15 protein-coding genes and 1 pseudogene are annotated in these 17207 nt (G+C 44.4%); 13 read left to right on the plus strand and 3 right to left on the minus strand.

Annotated features, from left to right (window positions below; genetic code table 11):
- Positions 1-33 precede the first annotated feature (33 nt).
- Both ACZ47N_RS07235 and ACZ47N_RS07240 read left to right on the plus strand, forming a co-directional pair.
- Positions 34-723, plus strand: coding sequence for an ABC transporter permease (locus ACZ47N_RS07235; protein WP_464885892.1), 690 nt, complete (start codon positions 34-36; stop codon positions 721-723).
- Position 724: 1 nt separating this feature from the next.
- Positions 725-1432 carry an ATP-binding cassette domain-containing protein gene (locus ACZ47N_RS07240; protein ID WP_464885893.1) on the plus strand — a complete coding sequence of 236 codons (708 nt, stop codon included), beginning with the start codon at positions 725-727 and terminating at the stop codon, positions 1430-1432.
- Positions 1433-1473: 41 nt separating this feature from the next.
- Here ACZ47N_RS07240 and ACZ47N_RS07245 read toward each other — a convergent pair whose 3' ends face one another.
- The gene (locus ACZ47N_RS07245) at positions 1474-2367 is read right to left on the minus strand and encodes a selenium metabolism-associated LysR family transcriptional regulator (RefSeq protein ID WP_464885894.1); all 894 of its coding nucleotides are present in this window, start codon (positions 2365-2367) and stop codon (positions 1474-1476) included.
- A gap of 393 nt (positions 2368-2760) precedes the next feature.
- Here ACZ47N_RS07245 and ACZ47N_RS07250 point away from each other — a divergent pair, with 393 nt between their 5' ends.
- The 4 genes from ACZ47N_RS07250 to ACZ47N_RS07265 all read left to right on the plus strand — a co-directional run bounded on the left by ACZ47N_RS07250 (position 2761) and on the right by ACZ47N_RS07265 (position 5409).
- Positions 2761-3249, plus strand: a complete 489-nt coding sequence (locus tag ACZ47N_RS07250) for a C-GCAxxG-C-C family (seleno)protein (RefSeq protein ID WP_464885895.1) — start codon at positions 2761-2763, stop codon at positions 3247-3249.
- A gap of 3 nt (positions 3250-3252) precedes the next feature.
- On the plus strand, positions 3253-4197 hold the full coding sequence (locus ACZ47N_RS07255) for a TDT family transporter (RefSeq protein WP_464885896.1): 945 nt from the start codon (positions 3253-3255) through the stop codon (positions 4195-4197).
- A 152-nt stretch (positions 4198-4349) separates the two neighbouring features.
- The gene (locus ACZ47N_RS07260; protein ID WP_464885897.1) at positions 4350-4934 is read left to right on the plus strand and encodes a CD3073 family putative ECF transporter S component; all 585 of its coding nucleotides are present in this window, start codon (positions 4350-4352) and stop codon (positions 4932-4934) included.
- Complete coding sequence (locus ACZ47N_RS07265; protein WP_464885898.1) at positions 4918-5409, plus strand: CD3072 family TudS-related putative desulfidase; 492 nt, start codon at positions 4918-4920, stop codon at positions 5407-5409. The genes ACZ47N_RS07260 and ACZ47N_RS07265 overlap by 17 nt, the downstream gene beginning before the upstream one ends.
- Positions 5410-5905: 496 nt before the next feature.
- Here the strand turns inward: ACZ47N_RS07265 and fdhF are convergent, their stop codons facing one another.
- Positions 5906-8578, minus strand: a complete 2673-nt coding sequence (gene fdhF, locus ACZ47N_RS07270) for a formate dehydrogenase subunit alpha (RefSeq protein WP_464885899.1) — start codon at positions 8576-8578, stop codon at positions 5906-5908.
- 295 nt (positions 8579-8873) lie between these two features.
- Entirely contained in the window at positions 8874-9149 is a 276-nt protein-coding gene (locus tag ACZ47N_RS07275) for a hypothetical protein (RefSeq protein ID WP_464885900.1), read from the minus strand.
- A gap of 368 nt (positions 9150-9517) precedes the next feature.
- Here ACZ47N_RS07275 and ACZ47N_RS07280 point away from each other — a divergent pair, with 368 nt between their 5' ends.
- The 7 genes and pseudogenes from ACZ47N_RS07280 (at position 9518) to ACZ47N_RS07310 (ending at position 17174) form a co-directional block, all read left to right on the plus strand.
- Entirely contained in the window at positions 9518-10345 is an 828-nt protein-coding gene (locus tag ACZ47N_RS07280; RefSeq protein WP_464885901.1) for a hypothetical protein, read from the plus strand.
- On the plus strand, positions 10342-11613 hold the full coding sequence (locus tag ACZ47N_RS07285; protein ID WP_464885902.1) for an alkaline phosphatase family protein: 1272 nt from the start codon (positions 10342-10344) through the stop codon (positions 11611-11613). Before ACZ47N_RS07280 ends, ACZ47N_RS07285 begins: the two co-directional genes overlap by 4 nt.
- 67 nt (positions 11614-11680) lie before the next feature.
- A complete protein-coding gene (gene larE / locus ACZ47N_RS07290) occupies positions 11681-12508 on the plus strand; it encodes an ATP-dependent sacrificial sulfur transferase LarE (RefSeq protein ID WP_464885903.1) in 828 nt (275 codons plus the stop codon).
- 98 nt (positions 12509-12606) lie between these two features.
- The gene (gene larB, locus ACZ47N_RS07295) at positions 12607-13374 is read left to right on the plus strand and encodes a nickel pincer cofactor biosynthesis protein LarB (protein WP_464885904.1); all 768 of its coding nucleotides are present in this window, start codon (positions 12607-12609) and stop codon (positions 13372-13374) included.
- 205 nt (positions 13375-13579) lie between these two features.
- Positions 13580-14736 (plus strand): annotated as a pseudogene (gene larC / locus ACZ47N_RS07300) (nickel pincer cofactor biosynthesis protein LarC).
- Positions 14733-15728 carry an asparaginase gene (locus ACZ47N_RS07305; protein ID WP_464885905.1) on the plus strand — a complete coding sequence of 332 codons (996 nt, stop codon included), beginning with the start codon at positions 14733-14735 and terminating at the stop codon, positions 15726-15728. Before larC ends, ACZ47N_RS07305 begins: the two are co-directional and overlap by 4 nt.
- 36 nt (positions 15729-15764) lie before the next feature.
- Positions 15765-17174, plus strand: a complete 1410-nt coding sequence (locus ACZ47N_RS07310; protein WP_464885906.1) for an SLC13 family permease — start codon at positions 15765-15767, stop codon at positions 17172-17174.
- The last annotated feature ends 33 nt before the right edge of the window (positions 17175-17207 follow it).

A 17207-nucleotide genomic window follows, 5' to 3' on the forward strand; every position in this document is an offset into this window, starting at 1 on the left:
GCCTAAGAGACTAACGAATCAAGGAGTTTTTCGATGGAGACCTTTGTCAGTGGATTTCAGGATGCCTTTCAATTAATCGTAACCATGGACCCGGAATTTTTTGCCATTGTCCGGCTGTCGATGGTCGTTTCCTTAACCGCTACTTTGCTAGCGTCCATGGTGGCCATTCCCTTTGGCCTGCTATTGGGCATACGGGAATTTCCAGGAAAATGGCTGTTGGTACGAATGATGTACACCCTGATGAGCATGCCGCCGGTGGTACTTGGACTGGTGTTTTTTTTGTTGTTCCTGCGAAGTGGCCCTTTAGGAAGATTTGGGTTAAATTTTACGCCAACGGCTATGGTTATTGCCCAGTTTGCGCTGGTAATGCCTATTATTACCGGAGTGGTTTATAATGGCACCAAAGAACGTGGATCGGATATTCAGGATTTGGCGAAAACCATGGGTGCCAATTCTACCCAAACTCTCTGGTTGCTCGTAAGAGAACTGCGTATCAATATTCTTTCCGCCGTGGTGACGGGTTACGGTCGTGCCATGTCAGAGGTGGGAGCCGTCATGGTAGTGGGAGGAAATATCCGGGGGCATACTCGGATGATGACCACCACCATTGCCATGTTAAGAAATATGGGGGAATACTCCCTTGCGATTGCAACCGGCATGGTGTTGCTCCTTATTTCCTTTCTTATTAATTCCTTACTATATCACTGGCAACAGGAGGGATGACATGAAACTCACCTTATCTTCTCTCGTAAAAAAATACAAAGAAAAAACCGTTCTTTCAATTCCTGAACTAGAATTGGAAGAAGGGTATTTTTGGGGAATCATCGGACCCAACGGCTCTGGAAAAAGCACACTGTTAAAAATCATCGCTGGATTGATGGAAGCAACGGAAGGAAAGGTGCTCTATCATAACCATGGATTAAATGAAACAACTCAAAGAAACATGACGCTGGTGTTTCAAAAACCATATCTGCTTCGTAGGACGGTGTATCAGAATATTGCCTATCCATTGAAGATCCGAGGTTATGGAGAGGAAGAAATCCAGGAAAGCGTCTATTCCCTATTAGAATCTTTTGATATGATATCCTTGAAAGATCAGAAAGCATGGACGCTTTCCGGTGGAGAAGCACAAAGAGTAGCTCTGGCCAGAGCTCTGGTCTTTAAGCCAAAACTTTTGATGTTAGATGAACCTACAGCCAACATAGATCCATCCTCTATTTTGCTAATGGAAGAAAAGATTCGTGAATACTATGGATTAGAAACCCCAACAATACTCATGGTTACCCACAACATTCAGCAAACCAGGCGTCTTTGTAATCGGGTAGCCTTTATGCATCAGGGAGAGATACGAGATAGAGGAGATTTAAACCATTTATTTGGAGCGCAAGCACATCCTCTGGTACAAGAATTTATTCAGAAAGGCCTTATCTAAAAAGAGTGAGAGGATGTGCTAAGGTTTTTCTGGAGAGATGCTTAGGGCTGTTGGAGCAAATGCTCTTTAAACCTTAGTTCCAGCGGCGATAACGTTCGATATTTATGGTGCACCAGATAAAAATCTCTAGATAGAACCATATCCGGGATAGACAATGCTTTTAAAGAGCCATTTAGCAATTCTTGCTGAATGGCTCTTTTGGATAGAATGGAAACCCCCATCCCATCCATAATACATCTTTTGATGACCTCTGTATTCTCAATATAGGCCGCTACCTTAAGATCACGGAAGCTATGCTGGTTTTTTTTCAAAGCCGCTTCAAAGAGTTTTCGAGTGCCAGAACCTTGTTCACGAAAAATAAAATGCATTTTTACCAGTTCAGACCAAGGCACTTCATTTTCATAGTGTTGATAAGCACTGGTATTCGGGACTACCAAGGCAAGGACATCTTCTGTCAGTGAATGAAAGGTCAGATGGCCGTGAGAGGTTTTGCTGCCCACCACCCCTAAATTGTAAGCTTCTGTTAAAATACCATCGATAATTTTATCAGAAGCTAAATGTCGAAGGGTTAAAACCACGTCAGGATAGGACTGTTTAAAACTAGTTAAAAAAGACGGTAAAATGTATTGCTCTGGAATCGTGCTGGCAGCAATTTCGATATGACCAACAAAATGACCTCGATATTCATCTAGTTTAAAGCCAACACGTTCTTTGACCTGAAGAATCTGAAGGGCATATTCATACAGAATTTTGCCAGCAGGGGTGAGGGAGATTTGTTTGTTACTGCGATTAATCAGCGTGGTTCCCAGATCTTTTTCTAAATTAATAATATGATTGCTTAAGGTAGGCTGGGTTAAAAAAAGAGATTCTGCTGCCTTGGAATAGCTTTTATATTTTGATATAGCGACAAAGGTTTCTAACTGCCTGAACTCCATGGGGCACCTCCAAAGGGGAATATAAATTACGAATATAAGACCATTATAGCATAGGTTCCTTTCTCTGTTAGATGGAAAGTTTCCCAGCTCACTATGGAAGCATGGTTGGAAAAGACTAGACCATAGTAGGGAACAGTAAGGACAGCATCTTAAGAAAGCAGGGGATGAAAGCATCAATAGAAAGGAGGAATCCTATAAAGGATTCTCATAAAAAAACGTAATAGAGGACACCAGGGGAAGGTGGCATCCCTTTGTGTTATAGAAAAAACCCATAGGGATATAATAAAAAGGTATTGTACCCACAGAGATAGATCTGACACAATATAGAGTGATATCAATATTATCTTGTGAGACCATTTGGTTCTGCAAGGTGAATCTAAAGGGAGGAAAAAAATGAAAACCAAAGTAAGTGTCAATCAAATAAGGCAGGATGCAGAAGATCTGTTTAAGGCGGGAAAGTACTACTGTTCCGAGGCCATTGTGGCCTCTATTAAGAAAAATTTTGAGTTGGACATGCCGGATGAAATGATCGCCATGGCATCTGGATTTCCAGTAGGAATTGGAAAATCCAAATGTACCTGTGGAGCAGTTTCGGGTGGAGTGTTAGCCCTAGGCTATTTTTTTGGACGAACCCAAGGAACCAACCCTAAAGATCCCAACAGTGTGAAGACATTGGAGCTGGCCTACGAACTGCAGGAGGATTTTAAGAAAAATCACAAGTTGCTGTGTTGCAGTGTGTTGACCAAAGGAATGGATATGGCTTCTGGAGAACACAAAGCACAATGCGTTGCCTTTACAGGAGAAGTGGCAGAAAATGCGGCTCGGATCATAGTGCGGGAAAAAGGATTTGTGAATATGGATGATGTGGGGAAAGAGGTGTAATCAATGAGAAGTCTGCTTCAAAAATTGCCACTGCCTGTTTCTGGTCTGATGTTGGGTTTGGCTGCTTTGGGGAATCTGCTGGGTGGCTACCATGAAGGAATAAGGTTCATCCTTGGGGGGATTTCTGGATTCCTATTTCTGGCATTGGTGCTGAAGATAATTCTTTTCCCTGCCTGTCTGAAAGAAGGTTACAGCAACCCGGTGGTTGCCTGTATTATGGCAACTTTTCCCATGGGAATGATGCTTCTCAGTACGTATATTCAGCCACAATTTCCCAGCTTAGCTTTTGCTGCCTGGGGGTTGGGGATCTTTCTTAATGCCCTGCTGGTCATACTCTTTACCAAAACCTATGTGCTGAATTTCAATATTAATAAGGTTTTTTCCAGCTATTTTGTCCTATATGTGGGGATTGTGGTGGGAAGTGTGACAGCGCCACTCTATGGCATGCAAAGCATCGGACAGATTCTTTTCTGGTTTGGATTGACCGCCTATATCCTCTGGCTTCCTCTGGTAACCTATCGGGTGTTTAAAGTGGGTGGCATTCCAGAACCCGTACAGCCCGTGGTGATCATTTATGCCGCACCAGCAAGTCTATTGTTGGCTGGCTATCTTAGTAGTTTTCCTGCAAAAAACCTGACCATGGTGGTTGCCTTGGGTATATGGGCCTTTCTGATGACCCTTTACGGACTGGTGCAGATGCCAAGACTTTTGAAACTGGCTTTTTACCCCAGTTATTCCGCTTTCACCTTTCCTTTTGTCATTAGTGCCATTGCCTTTAACGGAATGACCAACTATCTGAGTGGCCTTGGGTATAACACGGCTTTGCTGGAACCCATTGGCATGTTTCAGATTCTCTGGGCAACGGTGATGGTACTCTATGTATTACTCCGTTATTTCCTATTTTTAAATGGGATATGGATATCATCGACAAAGATAGAAAAAGCCTAATGCTGGAGAAGAACCAAGGGGAGTTTTTTGATGGTTCAGATAGAAAGCATAGAAAAGAAGACTTCTACTAAGACGATGCAAATATAAATGATGTGTAGATGGATTGGTAGAGAGGAAAAGAAAAAACTATTCAGTGGGAGGAATCATTATTTATGTCTACTGTACCGTTTCGTTCTAACAGAGCAATGATTCTTGCTTCTATAGGAATCGTTATGAACATTGTATTAGGAACCGTTGTTTCGACGATGCAAATACCATTATTATTTCTGGATACCATGGGAACCATTTTAGTGGCAGTAGTGTTAGGGCCGCTGGCTGGTGCTATGACTGGAGGCCTTACGAATATTATACAAGGGGTGATTACAAATCCCCGGGCAATTCCATTTGCCTTGGTCAATATTGCCATTGGAGTCATAGTAGGATTTGTGGCCAAGCGGTTTCAATTTAGGTTAAAAACAGCCATTATTACGGGTCTTATTATTGCTGTTATAGCGCCACTGATTGGAACACCTATTTCTATTGTAATGTTTGGAGGTCTTACAGGAGGAGGCACAGATATTCTAGTAGCATGGTTATTAGCTAGTGGACAACGAATTTTCACAGCAGCTTTTATTCCCAGAATAACCAGTAATTTGATAGATAAAGTCGTTAGTTGTATATTAGTAGTCTCCATGCTTAAATATGTCCCGAAAGACTTATTTACCACAAAGGCGGTAGACTATGATGGTAAGAACTAAGAAAGTACTATTAGTTGCACATTGCATATTAAATCAAAATTCAGTTATACGTGATTGGGAAAGAGCAAAAGGTGGATTTAATCAGTTGATAGATATAATTTTGCAAGAAAATATCGGAATAGTACAATTGCCATGTCCAGAATTGTTATTTTTAGGAGAGGATCGACCACCCCGCACTAAAAAGGACTATGATACAAGGGAGTATAGGGAGCTATGTAAAAGATTATCCGAACCCATAGTACAACAACTAAAAGAATATGATCGAAAAGGATATTCTTTACTTGGTTTAGTAGGCATAGGCGAGAGTCCATCCTGTGATACGAAAAATCATCAAGGGATTTTTATGGAAGAACTTTTAGTACAGCTTTCTAAAATAGGGATAGAGGTAAATTTATTCGACGTGCCGGAAAGCTATAGGGAAGGATATAAGGTGGATGTGTGTCATGAGCTACGCTCTTTTTTAAGAAAGGGGTGAATAAGAATACGAGGGGACGGCGGTTCTCTTGTGATACTTGTGCAAGGCTACCATCTCTATTAGAGGGTAACTTAATAAAGATAAGAGGATCATGTTGAAAGGCATCGAATTAGAGTTCACCTGCTTTAAAACAGCCTTAAGAGATAATTGTCGAAAAGGAATGTGGCTACGGTGAACCGCAAGTGAGATCAAGAGACCTAGAAAAACAAAAATCAATGAAGCACTGAAGGTGATTTTAAGGGTGTTTTTCAGCAAATGAAGTTAACGTTTGCTGGAGAATCCACTGGTCTCTACTGGTGGTTCTGCTACAAAAAACTCTAGTTTAAATCGGCTATTCAAGGCCACACTAAAACTGAAAAAACAAAACCGAGATCTCTGGCTTTTCACACCATAAAGCCAGAGGTTTCGGTTTTTTCTGGTATTAGAAGTATTGCGAGCTCTTTTGACCTTGGAGTATTTGAACTTAATTATCCATGGTCAATCATCAACTCTCAATTTAAAGAGCTTTTTCGATATGAACCGCAGAAACCTTGAATCCGGGAATCTTGCAATATGGATCCAGCACTTCTCCGTTGGTAAGGATATTGGCTCCGTTTCCCCAATGAAAGGGAACAAAAATCACCTGTTCGTCTACACGCTCTGTCACCTTGGCTTTGACGGTAATACATCCTCGGGGAGAGGAAATCTGTACATCATCACCGGGTTCAATGCCTTTTGATGCTGCCAGCGTTGGATGGATTTCTACATAATTATGGGGAGCAATGGTATTGATGCCGTCGGATTTGTCTGTCATGGTGCGGCTGTGAAAATGGTATAGCATTCGGCCGGTAGTCATCACCTGTTCATAACCTTTCAGTGCCAGCTCTGGAGAAGGTTTCCACTCAACAGCTTTAAAAAGACCAGTCCCTCGTGCCACTTTTCCTTGATGAAGGATGGGAGTTCCCTCGTGGGTTTCCGTAGGGCAGGGCCAGGAAATCCCTTCTTCCTTAATGCGACTGTAAGAGATGCCGGCATAGGAAGGGGTCACCCGACGTATTTCCTCAAAAATAGCTTCTGGTCCAGCATATTCAGCTTCCAGACCCATACGTTGCAAGAGTTGAGATAGAATCCACCAATCTGGCTGGGCCTTTCCGGGAGAAGGTACCGCTTTTCGGATCCGTTGTACCCGACGCTCCGTATTGGTGAACGTACCATCCTTCTCGGCGAAACTGGCAGCAGGAAGGATTACATCAGCCAACTCGGCGGTTTCTGTCAGAAAAATATCCTGTACCACTAGAAAAGCTTTTTCCAGTCCTTCTTTTACATGTTGTGTATCTGGATCAGATACCATGGGGTTTTCACCAGTGATGTACAGCATTTTAACAGTGCCTTTGGCGGCAGCAGGCAAAGCTTCGGTGACGGTTAAGCCCTTGTTTTCTGGCAGATCAACGCCCCATGCCTCTCGAAATTTATGACGAGTTTCTGCTGCATCAATTTTTTGGTAACCAGTCATGACGACGGGCAACGCTCCTAAATCGCAGGCTCCCTGCACATTATTCTGGCCTCTCAGTGGGTTCACGCCAGTCCCAGGTTTTCCGATATTACCGGTGACTAAGGCCAGGTTGGACAGACTCATGACGTTTTCTGTTCCGTTCACATGCTGGGTAATTCCCATGGAGTAAATGATACTGGAAGCATTGGAGGATGCATACATTCGGGCTGCCTTTCGGATAGGCTCCGCGGGTATCTGACATATTGCGGATGCCCATTCTGGGGTACAGGTTTTCACAGAATTCTTCAACGCTTCCAAGCCTTCTGTGTGGTTTTGGATATAAGCATGATCTTCAAGGCCTTCCTCCAGAATTACATGAATCATGGCATTGGAAAGTGCTGCGCTGGAACCTGGATGAATTTGAAGGAATAGATCTGCATCTTCTGAAAGCTCGATGGCCCGGGGATCGGCAACGATGATTCGGCTTCCCTGCTGTCGAGCCTGACGAATATAAGCCCCCATCACTGGATGGGCTTCTGTGGTATTGGAGCCGGTGATAAAAATAACTTCTGCATTGCGAACATCCGCCATTGGGTTAGTCATTGCCCCGCTGCCCAGCGTTGTTGCCAGTCCAGCGACAGTAGAAGCGTGACAGAGACGGGCGCAATGGTCAATATTGTTGGTGCCGACGGCACCGCGGATAAATTTATTCATCAGGTAGTTTTCTTCATTGGTGATGCGTGCGGAAGAAAATCCGGCGATGGCTTCAGGTCCATACACTTCTTTTACTTCCCTGATTTTATCGATAATCACACCGAAGGCCTCATCCCATTCAACAGGCTCCAGGACTCCGTCCTTTCGAACCAAAGGCTGGGTGAGCCGATCTGGATGATGAATAAAGTCATGGGCAAAACGGCCTTTCACACAGAGGAGTCCTTCATTGGCAGCGCCTTTAGCTGGTTGCACCTCGATCACCTGGTTGTCCTTTATCAGCAGGTTCATCTGACATCCTACACCACAGTAAGCACAGGTGGTTTTTACTTCTCTGGTTTCCCAGTAACGGTATTTTTCCCGTTTTTTTGGCTCCAAGGCACCTACAGGACAGTAAGATACGCAGTTTCCGCAGGAAACACAAGAAGAGTTTTCCAGGCTGACTTCAAAAGGCGGTGCGATATGGGTATCAAAACCACGATCAATAAAACTCAATGTATGAGAGCACTGAAGCCGGTTACAGACATGTACGCAAAGCCCGCAGGTGATGCATTTGTTCTGGTCGCTGAGATAGAAGGGATTACTTTCGTCCACCGTGAAGGATTTCACTTTTCCCTGATAAGAGGAACCTTCTACATCGTATTGGTAACAAAGATCCTGGAGTTTGCATTTCCCAGATTTTTCACATGTCATGCAATCCAGCGGATGATTGGCCAGCAGAAGGTCCAGGATTTCCCGGCGTGCCTCCACGACTACCTGACTTTCCGTTTCAATTTCCATCCCGTCAGTGACCGGCGTCGAACAAGCCGCTGACAGCTTTTGGCCTCCGTTTACCTGAACGCTGCAGATTCGACAGGCCCCCTCTGGCTTAAGTCGGTCATCATGGCAAAAAGTGGGAATTGCCACTCCTGCTTTTGCTGATGCCTGAAGCATGGTACTGCCTTCTTTGATCTGGACAACCTGCCCATTAATGGTACATGTAATCATCTTTTAATCACCCTTTCATTCAAAGCTTGCATCCCTACCATCCTTTCCGTTAGACAATAAAATGGCTGAATTGTTATTTTATTCACAATTCAGTGTAACACAGCTGGTTAGAAGGTACCAATAGAATCGTATAATGACACTATCACTATTGTTAATAAAGGAATCAAAGAGAGGCGGTTTCTCTCCATGGCCCTTGTTCTCTCTGTGTCTGTTTGTATCCTTTGAAAAAGCCTCTGTCCGTTAATGGACAGAGGCTTTTTCGAAAAATAACCCATAGGAAAAGTGTTGAACGAGCTTAACAGCATCCTGCAGATGGGTTTTCATCCTGAATGACGAGTTCTTCCTTTTCGACAGAGATGGTGATGGTTTCGGCTCTTTCCCTGGCTTCTGGTTCCATTAAGACAGGGATGCCATTAATCCTTTGGTACAAATCGCCTTGTTCTAGCTTGGCTAAATTGAAAACCAGGGAAGAACCACAGCAGGATGGTTTCAATTCAGCATTCAAGCAATCGCAGTCATGGGCGACAAAGGCTTCTTCCAATTTGGCTTTCGCTTCCTTTGTAATATTCATAGGAGTCCCTCCAGTATCGATTGGGTGTTTATGGCTGTCTATTAGGTGTGTTTATGGGTGTTCATCATCAAAAAGCCAGCCTTTTTTTCAGCACTGGCTTTGCCTAGGAAACACATCAACACTTCTCTATCCAATCATAGTAAGGGCAAAAAGTAAATAGGACCTTATGAGAAAACCAGTGAACCTTGTCTTTTGTGATCCTTTCTGTTGTAAGAGGCTTGTTCAGGAGAGAAAAAAATGGGTATAATGGGTAGGAAGCATTTTGGAACACCAACTACCCATCACCTAAAGGAAATGGGTTTCTGTGCTACAAAATTGATGAAAAAAGATGGTTGAAATAACCAATAGAGCAGCTAGGAGGGGTTTTAGTGATTCGAGAAAATACATCAATCGAGATGCTTCAACAAATTGTAGAGGGGTGCCCAGCGGGAACCATCATAGGAGAATTTGCTGGGAGAGACAGCGTAGCCGCCATTATGGAAGCGCTCAAAGGACCAGAGGTCACCCATGTCTTACCAGTAGTCACCTTTGCACCGACAGAGTATGGCAGCGAAAAAGAACTGGAAGTGAATCATATCAGAATGATAGAGCAAGTGCAGCAACGGTATGGGGAAAAAAAGAAAATCTATCCATTAGTCTATTATAGCTCTTTACCTTTGTGGCGAATGCTCAACGGTAGATTTGTTACGACACTGCAGGAAGCATTTGGATTTTACACCCCTTGCATCGGATGTCATGTGTATTTTCATTTGGCAAGAATTCCCTTAGCAGCAAAATTGGGTGGTAAAATCATTGCTGGAGAACGAGAAAGCCATGGCGGAAAGATAAAAGTGAATCAACTAGATCTTTGCTTGAACAGCTATCAGCGGATTCTGAAAACCTTGGGAATAGACCTTCTCTTGCCCATTCGTTTTGTGGAGAGTGGGGAAGAAGTGGAAAAGTTGATTGGATGGAATTGGGCAGCGGAAGAGCAACAGCCGGTCTGTCTCTTTAGTGGCAATTATCGGGATTCTCAAGGAAGAGCGATCTATAACCTTGAAAAATTAAACAGGTTTCTGTCGGATTTTTTGGAACCTTTATCTATTCATTTGGGCAAACACTATCTGGAAAATCCAGGAATGACAGAAGAAGAAATGAAAATGATGGTAGAAGAAAAAATGAAAACCATGACAGAAGTATGGGAGGCCAAAGGATGAAAACCATCTTAATCTTATTGGACGGCTTAGCAGATCGGCCACAACAAGCATTGCAAGGAAAAACACCCATGCAGGCCGCCTATACTCCCCATATGGATGCCTTGGCAGCCCTTTCGGAAACCGGCACCATGGTTCCTTGGAAGCCGGGGATTCCCTTGGGAACGGAAGCGGCTCATTTTGCTCTGATGGGGTATCCCATGGAGGGCTTTCCTGGAAGAGGCATTATTAGTGCCTTAACCTTGGAGAAAACCTTGGAAGAAGAGACTTTATACCTGATGAAAACCTGGGCCAATCTGGAAAAAACATCAGAGGGATATCGGGTCCTTCAGCGAGACTTCAAGGATCTAACCCAGGAAGAAATCCTGTCCCTGAGCCAATGCCTACCAAAAGAAATGGAAGGGATTTCGGTTCGGTGGACTCAACAAGAAGGCCCCCATAGTTTATTACGGCTAAAGGGAAAAGAGCTGGACCATCGCATATCCGACAGCGATCCTTTTTATCCCAATGGATGGCTGCATCGGGTTATGGCCTTTGGCACAGAAGAGACAGCTCCCCAAAGAACAGCATCTTTTCTTAATCGATATATAGGCAGGGTAATGAAAAATCTGGAAAACCATCCAGTAAATCTAAAACGGGCGGCCCAAGGGAAAAAACCAGCCAATGGGATTCTGACCAAATGGGCTGGAAGAAAAACAGAAGTGGAGCCTTTCCCACAACGTTATGGCATGAAAGGCGTCATGGTGGCAGGCACCAAACTGTTGAAAGGCGTGGCCAATCTAGTGGGAATGGATTACGTCCAGTATGCTTCCTTTCAGCAAGGAATCCAGTGGGCTTTGGAAGATGAAACCTACGATTATATTCACCTTCACAACAAAATGCCAGACGATGCGTCTCATACCATGGGGCCAGTTGCCAAAAAAGAAATCATTGAAACCATTGATAGAGACCTTGGGGAACTAATAGAAGAAGCAAAAAAAAGAGACATTCTTTTGGTCATTACCAGCGACCACACTACGGCCAGCGATGGTACCATGATTCATACTGGAGATTCCGTCCCGATTCTTTTTTATGGTAAAACCGTACGGCCAGATAGGGTTACCCAATTTGATGAAATCAGCTGCACTGGTGGAAGCCTTCGAATGACAGGGGCAGATTTGATGCCCATGATTATGAACTATACAGAACGAAGCTTGTTTTACAGCTATCGCATGGGAGATAGAGAGAGCCGCTATGTTCCTTCCCATATCCCTAGATTCTTGGAAGACTAAGACAATAGAAGAAATACCCTATGGATAAGAAGAAAAGAAAAAGTTTTTAAGAAAGTAGGCTTAAAAAATGAATGCATCCCTAGAAGCAAAATACAAGCACCTTCTGGAAAACCTTAAAGAACTAGAGTCCGTGGCCATCGCATTTTCTGGGGGAGTGGATAGTTCATTCTTGCTGCATGCGGCACAAGAAGCCTTAGGAGACAAAGTGATGGCGATTACCGTCACGGCCAGGATGGTGCCGAAACATGAACAGCAACGTGCCTATCAGTTGGCCAAAGAAAAAGGAATCTACCATAAATGGATGCCTGGCAAGGAAGACGAAGAGCCTGGTATTGCAGAAAATGGCCCCCAAAGATGTTACTATTGCAAAAAACACCTGTTCACCATGATGAAAGAACTGGCCAAGAAAGAAGGCTATGATCACCTGGTGGATGGAAGTAATGTGGATGATGCCAAGGATTATCGTCCTGGGCGAAAGGCTCTTAAAGACCTTCAAATAACCAGTCCCTTAGAGGAATCAGGTTTGACAAAGCAAGAAATTCGTCAGCTTTCCCAACAAGTAGGATTGCCTACTTGGAACCTGCCATCCATGGCCTGCCTGGCCTCACGAATTCCTTATGGAACACCTATTACAAAAGAAAAACTACAGCGCATTGAATCCTGTGAAGCCTTCTTAAGGAAATTGGGATATAGAGAATTCCGAGTGCGTCATCATGAAGAGGTGGCACGTATGGAACTGAGTTCTGAGGAAATGTCCCTGTTTTTAGAATCCGATGATCAGGAAAAAATCATCACGTATTTTAAGGCAGCTGGCTTTAAATATGTCACCTTGGATCTGGAAGGATATCGGATGGGGAGCCTCAATGAAAGCATTGGAGAAACAGTTAAGCCTTAAAAGAAGAGGAAACGCTGATGGAGTCTAGGGTGAGGGGAATAAAACCGGATACGAAAAGCCCCTAGCCTTGTTAGGATGCTGTAAGGAAAGGAACATCAATGGTGAAAGAAAAAGAACTAACACAGTTACTGGAACAATATAAACACAATCAGGTACCATTAGAGCAGGTGTTGAAAGAGTTTAAAAAAGCACCTTTTTCCAATTTGAACTATGCGCGCATCGATGACCACCGTAACCTTCGTAATGGTGCCAGCGAAGTGATTTACTGCCAGGGAAAATCCTTGGAACATATTCAAGGGATTGTGTTACACATCCTGGAAAATGGAGGTGTCAACATTTTGGGAACCAGAGCTACCCAGGAAATGGCCGACGCCCTTCAAGGGGTGACGGAATCTATGGAGTATCATAAAGAAGCCCGTATTTTTGTAGTGAATCCCCAAAAGGAACAAGAAACAAAGAACAAAATTTTGGTAGTAACGGGTGGAACCGCAGACATTCCAGTAGCAGAAGAAGCAGCCATAACCGCAGAAGTACTGGGAAACAAAGTAGAGAGGCTTTATGATGTGGGGGTGGCAGGACTACACCGGCTGACATCCAATCTAGATACGATTTATGATGCCAATGTTCTGATTGCCGTTGCTGGTATGGAAGGAGCCTTGGCCAGTGTGGTGGGTGGCCTGGTGGACAAGCCGGTTATTGCAGTTCCCACCAGCGTTGGTTATGGAGCCAGTTTTGGCGGCGTATCGGCGCTGCTGACCATGCTGAATTCCTGCGCTTCTGGCGTCAGCGTAGTGAATATTGATAATGGCTTTGGAGCGGCCTACTTGGCCAGCATGATCAACCATATGACAGAGAAGAAGGCATAATGCATTGAAAAATAGTGAAGATACAGGCTTAAAGAATCAGGGTAGATCAGGGATTAGAGGAAAAAACCGAAAAAAACTGAGCGAGACTAGGAGAAACTGAGCGAGACTAGGAGATAATGATAGAAAATAGGAGAACCTGAGAGAGACTAGGAGGGAGTCTATGAACATATTATACATCGATGGTTTTGCTGGTATCAGCGGCGATATGACATTGGGTGCTTTTCTGGATCTGGGCGTTAGGGAAAAAGCCTTGCGCCATGGATTGGCCCAATTGAAAGAAGTTGGCGGCTACACACTAAAGGTGGAAAAGACCATGAAAAATGGCATTACAGGAACGAAGGTAGAGATCATTTTAGAGCAAGAAAAAGAGACCCATTCCCAGGATCACAGCCATGAAGTGAATGTGGCCGCCGTAGAAAAAATCATAGACGCCAGTGGCTTGGAGGAAAAAGTCAAAGCCCTCAGCAAAAGAATTTTCCATCATGTGGCCTTGGCAGAAGCCAAGGTACATGGAAAACCAATAGAAGAAGTACATTTTCATGAAGTTGGAGCCGTAGATTCTATTTTAGATATTGTAGGGACAGCTATTTGCTTCCATGAACTGGAGATCGATAAAGTAGTAGCGTCTCCCCTGCATACCGGCACCGGCTTTGTGAATTGCCAGCATGGCATGATTCCAGTACCAGCACCAGCCACATTGGAAATATTAAAAGAAAACCATCTAGGATTTTACAGTACTGGGATCCGGCAGGAATTGGTAACGCCAACGGGAGCCGCTATTATAGCAGCCTTGGCCCATGAAACTGGTCCTATGCCAGAGATGGAAGCAAAGGCCATTGGATATGGAGCTGGAAGCCGAGATTTGGAAATTCCTAATATGCTACGTCTGGTAGTGGGTGAAAAAAAAAAGAATCGGATGCAGTAAGGATCATAGAAACCAATATCGATGATATGTCTGGTGAACTATTGGGACATACAATGGGAAGGCTTTTAGAAGCTGGGGCTTTGGATGTGTTTTTTACCCCGATCTTCATGAAGAAGAACCGACCCGCGACTAAACTGGAAGTTCTCTGTGACGAAAACCATCTGGAAAGACTACAAACCATCCTATTAACAGAAACCTCCACCATTGGCCTTCGGATCCACCAAGTGCAGCGATTGGTCATGGAACGGGAAAACCAGGTAGTAAAAACCCCCTATGGAAACCTGAGGGTAAAAAAAGCCACCTGGAAACATATCATAAAATATGCACCTGAGTATGAAGACTGTCGAAAAGCGGCTCTGAAACATGGAGTCTCCCTTAGGAAAGTGTATGAAGAGATACAAAGGAGTTGCCCACAAGAAAAGGAGGAGGAGGAATGACCGTAGAATTGGTACATGGCTTAAGAAACCGTTACGTTGAAAATGTTTATCGTGGAGATGTGGTGGTAGTTGATGAACAGGGGAAGGTTCTCTTGGAATTGGGAAACGGCAGGAAACAAAGCTATTGGAGGTCTTCGGCAAAACCCTTTCAGATTCTCCCCTTTGTGGAAGCCGGGGGAATGGAGGCGTATCACATTACTGGCCCAGAATTGGCACTGATGTGTGCCTCCCACGGCGGAGAGCCAGGTCATATAGAAGCCGTGGAAAGCCTACTAGAAAAAATCAGCTTTTCCCAAGGGCATTTGCGATGTGGGGCAGCAGCCCCTATGTATCTGCCAGCAGCCCATCAGCTCCTGAGTCAGCAGAAACAATGGACTCAGCTTCATAATTGTTGCTCTGGAAAACATAGTGGGATGTTGGCCATTGGGGCTATGAAAGGATACTCCCTTAAAGAATATGAAAAAATCCATCATCCAGTACAACAGGAAGCCTTAAAGGTGGCTTCTGAGTTGACCGCCGTGGCAGCAGACCAAATAGGGATTGGTGTAGACGGCTGCGGGGCCCCCATCTTTTATCTCCCTCTCTATAACATGGCAAAAGCCTATGCGATGCTCTCCAAACCAGCCCTTCTACCGGATCCAAAACGGGCAGAGGCTTTGAAAACCATAGGAACAGCCATGACAGACCATGCTTGGTTTGTTGCCGGCACAGGACGATTGGATACAGTGCTGATGGAGGTAAGCCAAGGAAGAGTGCTAGCTAAATTGGGAGCCGATGGGGTTTACTGCGTCAGCATCATGGGTGAAGGCATTGGAATAGCCTTGAAAATTGAATGCGGGGTGATTCCAGCCATTGAACCCGTCATGGTAGAGCTGCTTCGGAGGATGCAGTACATCAGTGATGCGGAAGCCCAAGAAATGGTTCGTCAACTGGATTTTTCCATTTATAATCATCGAAAAGAAGTTATTGGAGTATTGAAGACGGTTTTTTAGAAGTCCTGAAGTGAAAATCCTCCTGGAGGTGGACCGGTGAGACAAGACAATAGAAAACTATTTTACTGTGGGATGGCCTTGTTGATGGTGTTAAGTTCCTTGGTCCTAACACCTCCGGAAGGCCTTACGCAGCAAGGGTTAACCATGCTGTTGATTGCCTTGGCAGCCGCCTTCCTATGGATGACGGAAGCCGTTGCTATTGGGGTGACGGGGCTAGTCATCATTTTTTTTCAATCTATTTTCGGTATTTTGCCCATCCATCAAGGATTATCCTATATAGCCAGCCCTGTCAATGCCGTGGTGTTAGTAGGGTATTTGTTGGCAGGAACCTTGGTGAATTCAGGGATGGATAAGCGATTAAGTCTTAGAATTATCGCTCAGATGGGAGAAAAAACAAGTCGTCTGATGCTGGGCATGATGATGGCAACGGCCTTTTTATCCATGTGGATGTCTAATACCGCCACGGTGGCTATTATGGTTCCCATTGGAAGGGGTATCTTAAAAATGGCTGGTTGTGAGCCTCTGAAAAGCAACTATGGGAAAGCTCTTTTTATCGGCGTAGCCTTTTCTGCCAATATTGGAGGAATGGGCACCCCAACGGGAACACCTGCCAATCCAATAGCCATTGCGTTGCTCAGTCAATTGGCGGGTATTGAGTTATCCTTTCTGGACTGGACAGCCAGAGCCTTGCCGGTGGTAGTATTGTTAATACCCTTATCTTGGATTCTTTTACAAAAAATCTATCCACCAGAAATAAACCTGGTGGAAGGGGGCCTAAAGGCAGTTGGCAAACAGCTAAAAGAGATGGGTCCAATGACAAAGGAAGAAAAAAGAGTGTTATTTCTCTTTGGGACAGCTATATCTTTGTGGTTGGCAGATTCTTTTGTTTCGTTTTTACCAGCAGGGTGGCTTTATATTGTAGCCATAGGCGTAACCATATGGATCGTGATGCCTAAAATTGGTTATTTAACCTGGAAAGAATCTCAGAATTTAATTGGATGGGATGTCTTATTTTTAGTGGGAGGAGGCCTTGCTATGGGAGCAGGCCTTCAAGAAGCTGGTGTCATCCCTTGGATCGCTGGAATGTTGGAAACTAGTTTTGGCAGCATGCCCCAGGCATTAGCGGTGCTAGCCATCTCTGCTATTACAGCCTTGGGCATTACGATTTTTTGTAGCCTATCTGGAACCGCCAGCACCTTTGTCCCCATTGCCATAGGCCTAGCCCTTAATTTTGGATGGGATCCGGTATTGTTTGCTGTTACGGCAGGATTATCCAGTTCCTTTGCCTATTTGTTGCCAGCCAATGCAGCCCCCAATGCAGTTTCCTATGGGGCTGGATATTTTAACACCGCAGATATGGTAAAAGCAGGGATTTGGATGATGTTGGTCAGTGTGTTGGGAATGGCATTGGTGGGAGCTTTTGTGTTGCCCTTGTATTTTTTCTAGCCAAAGCAGCCATGGCTTTGATCCAAAAAAATG

This window comes from Tindallia texcoconensis (genome assembly GCF_055383815.1).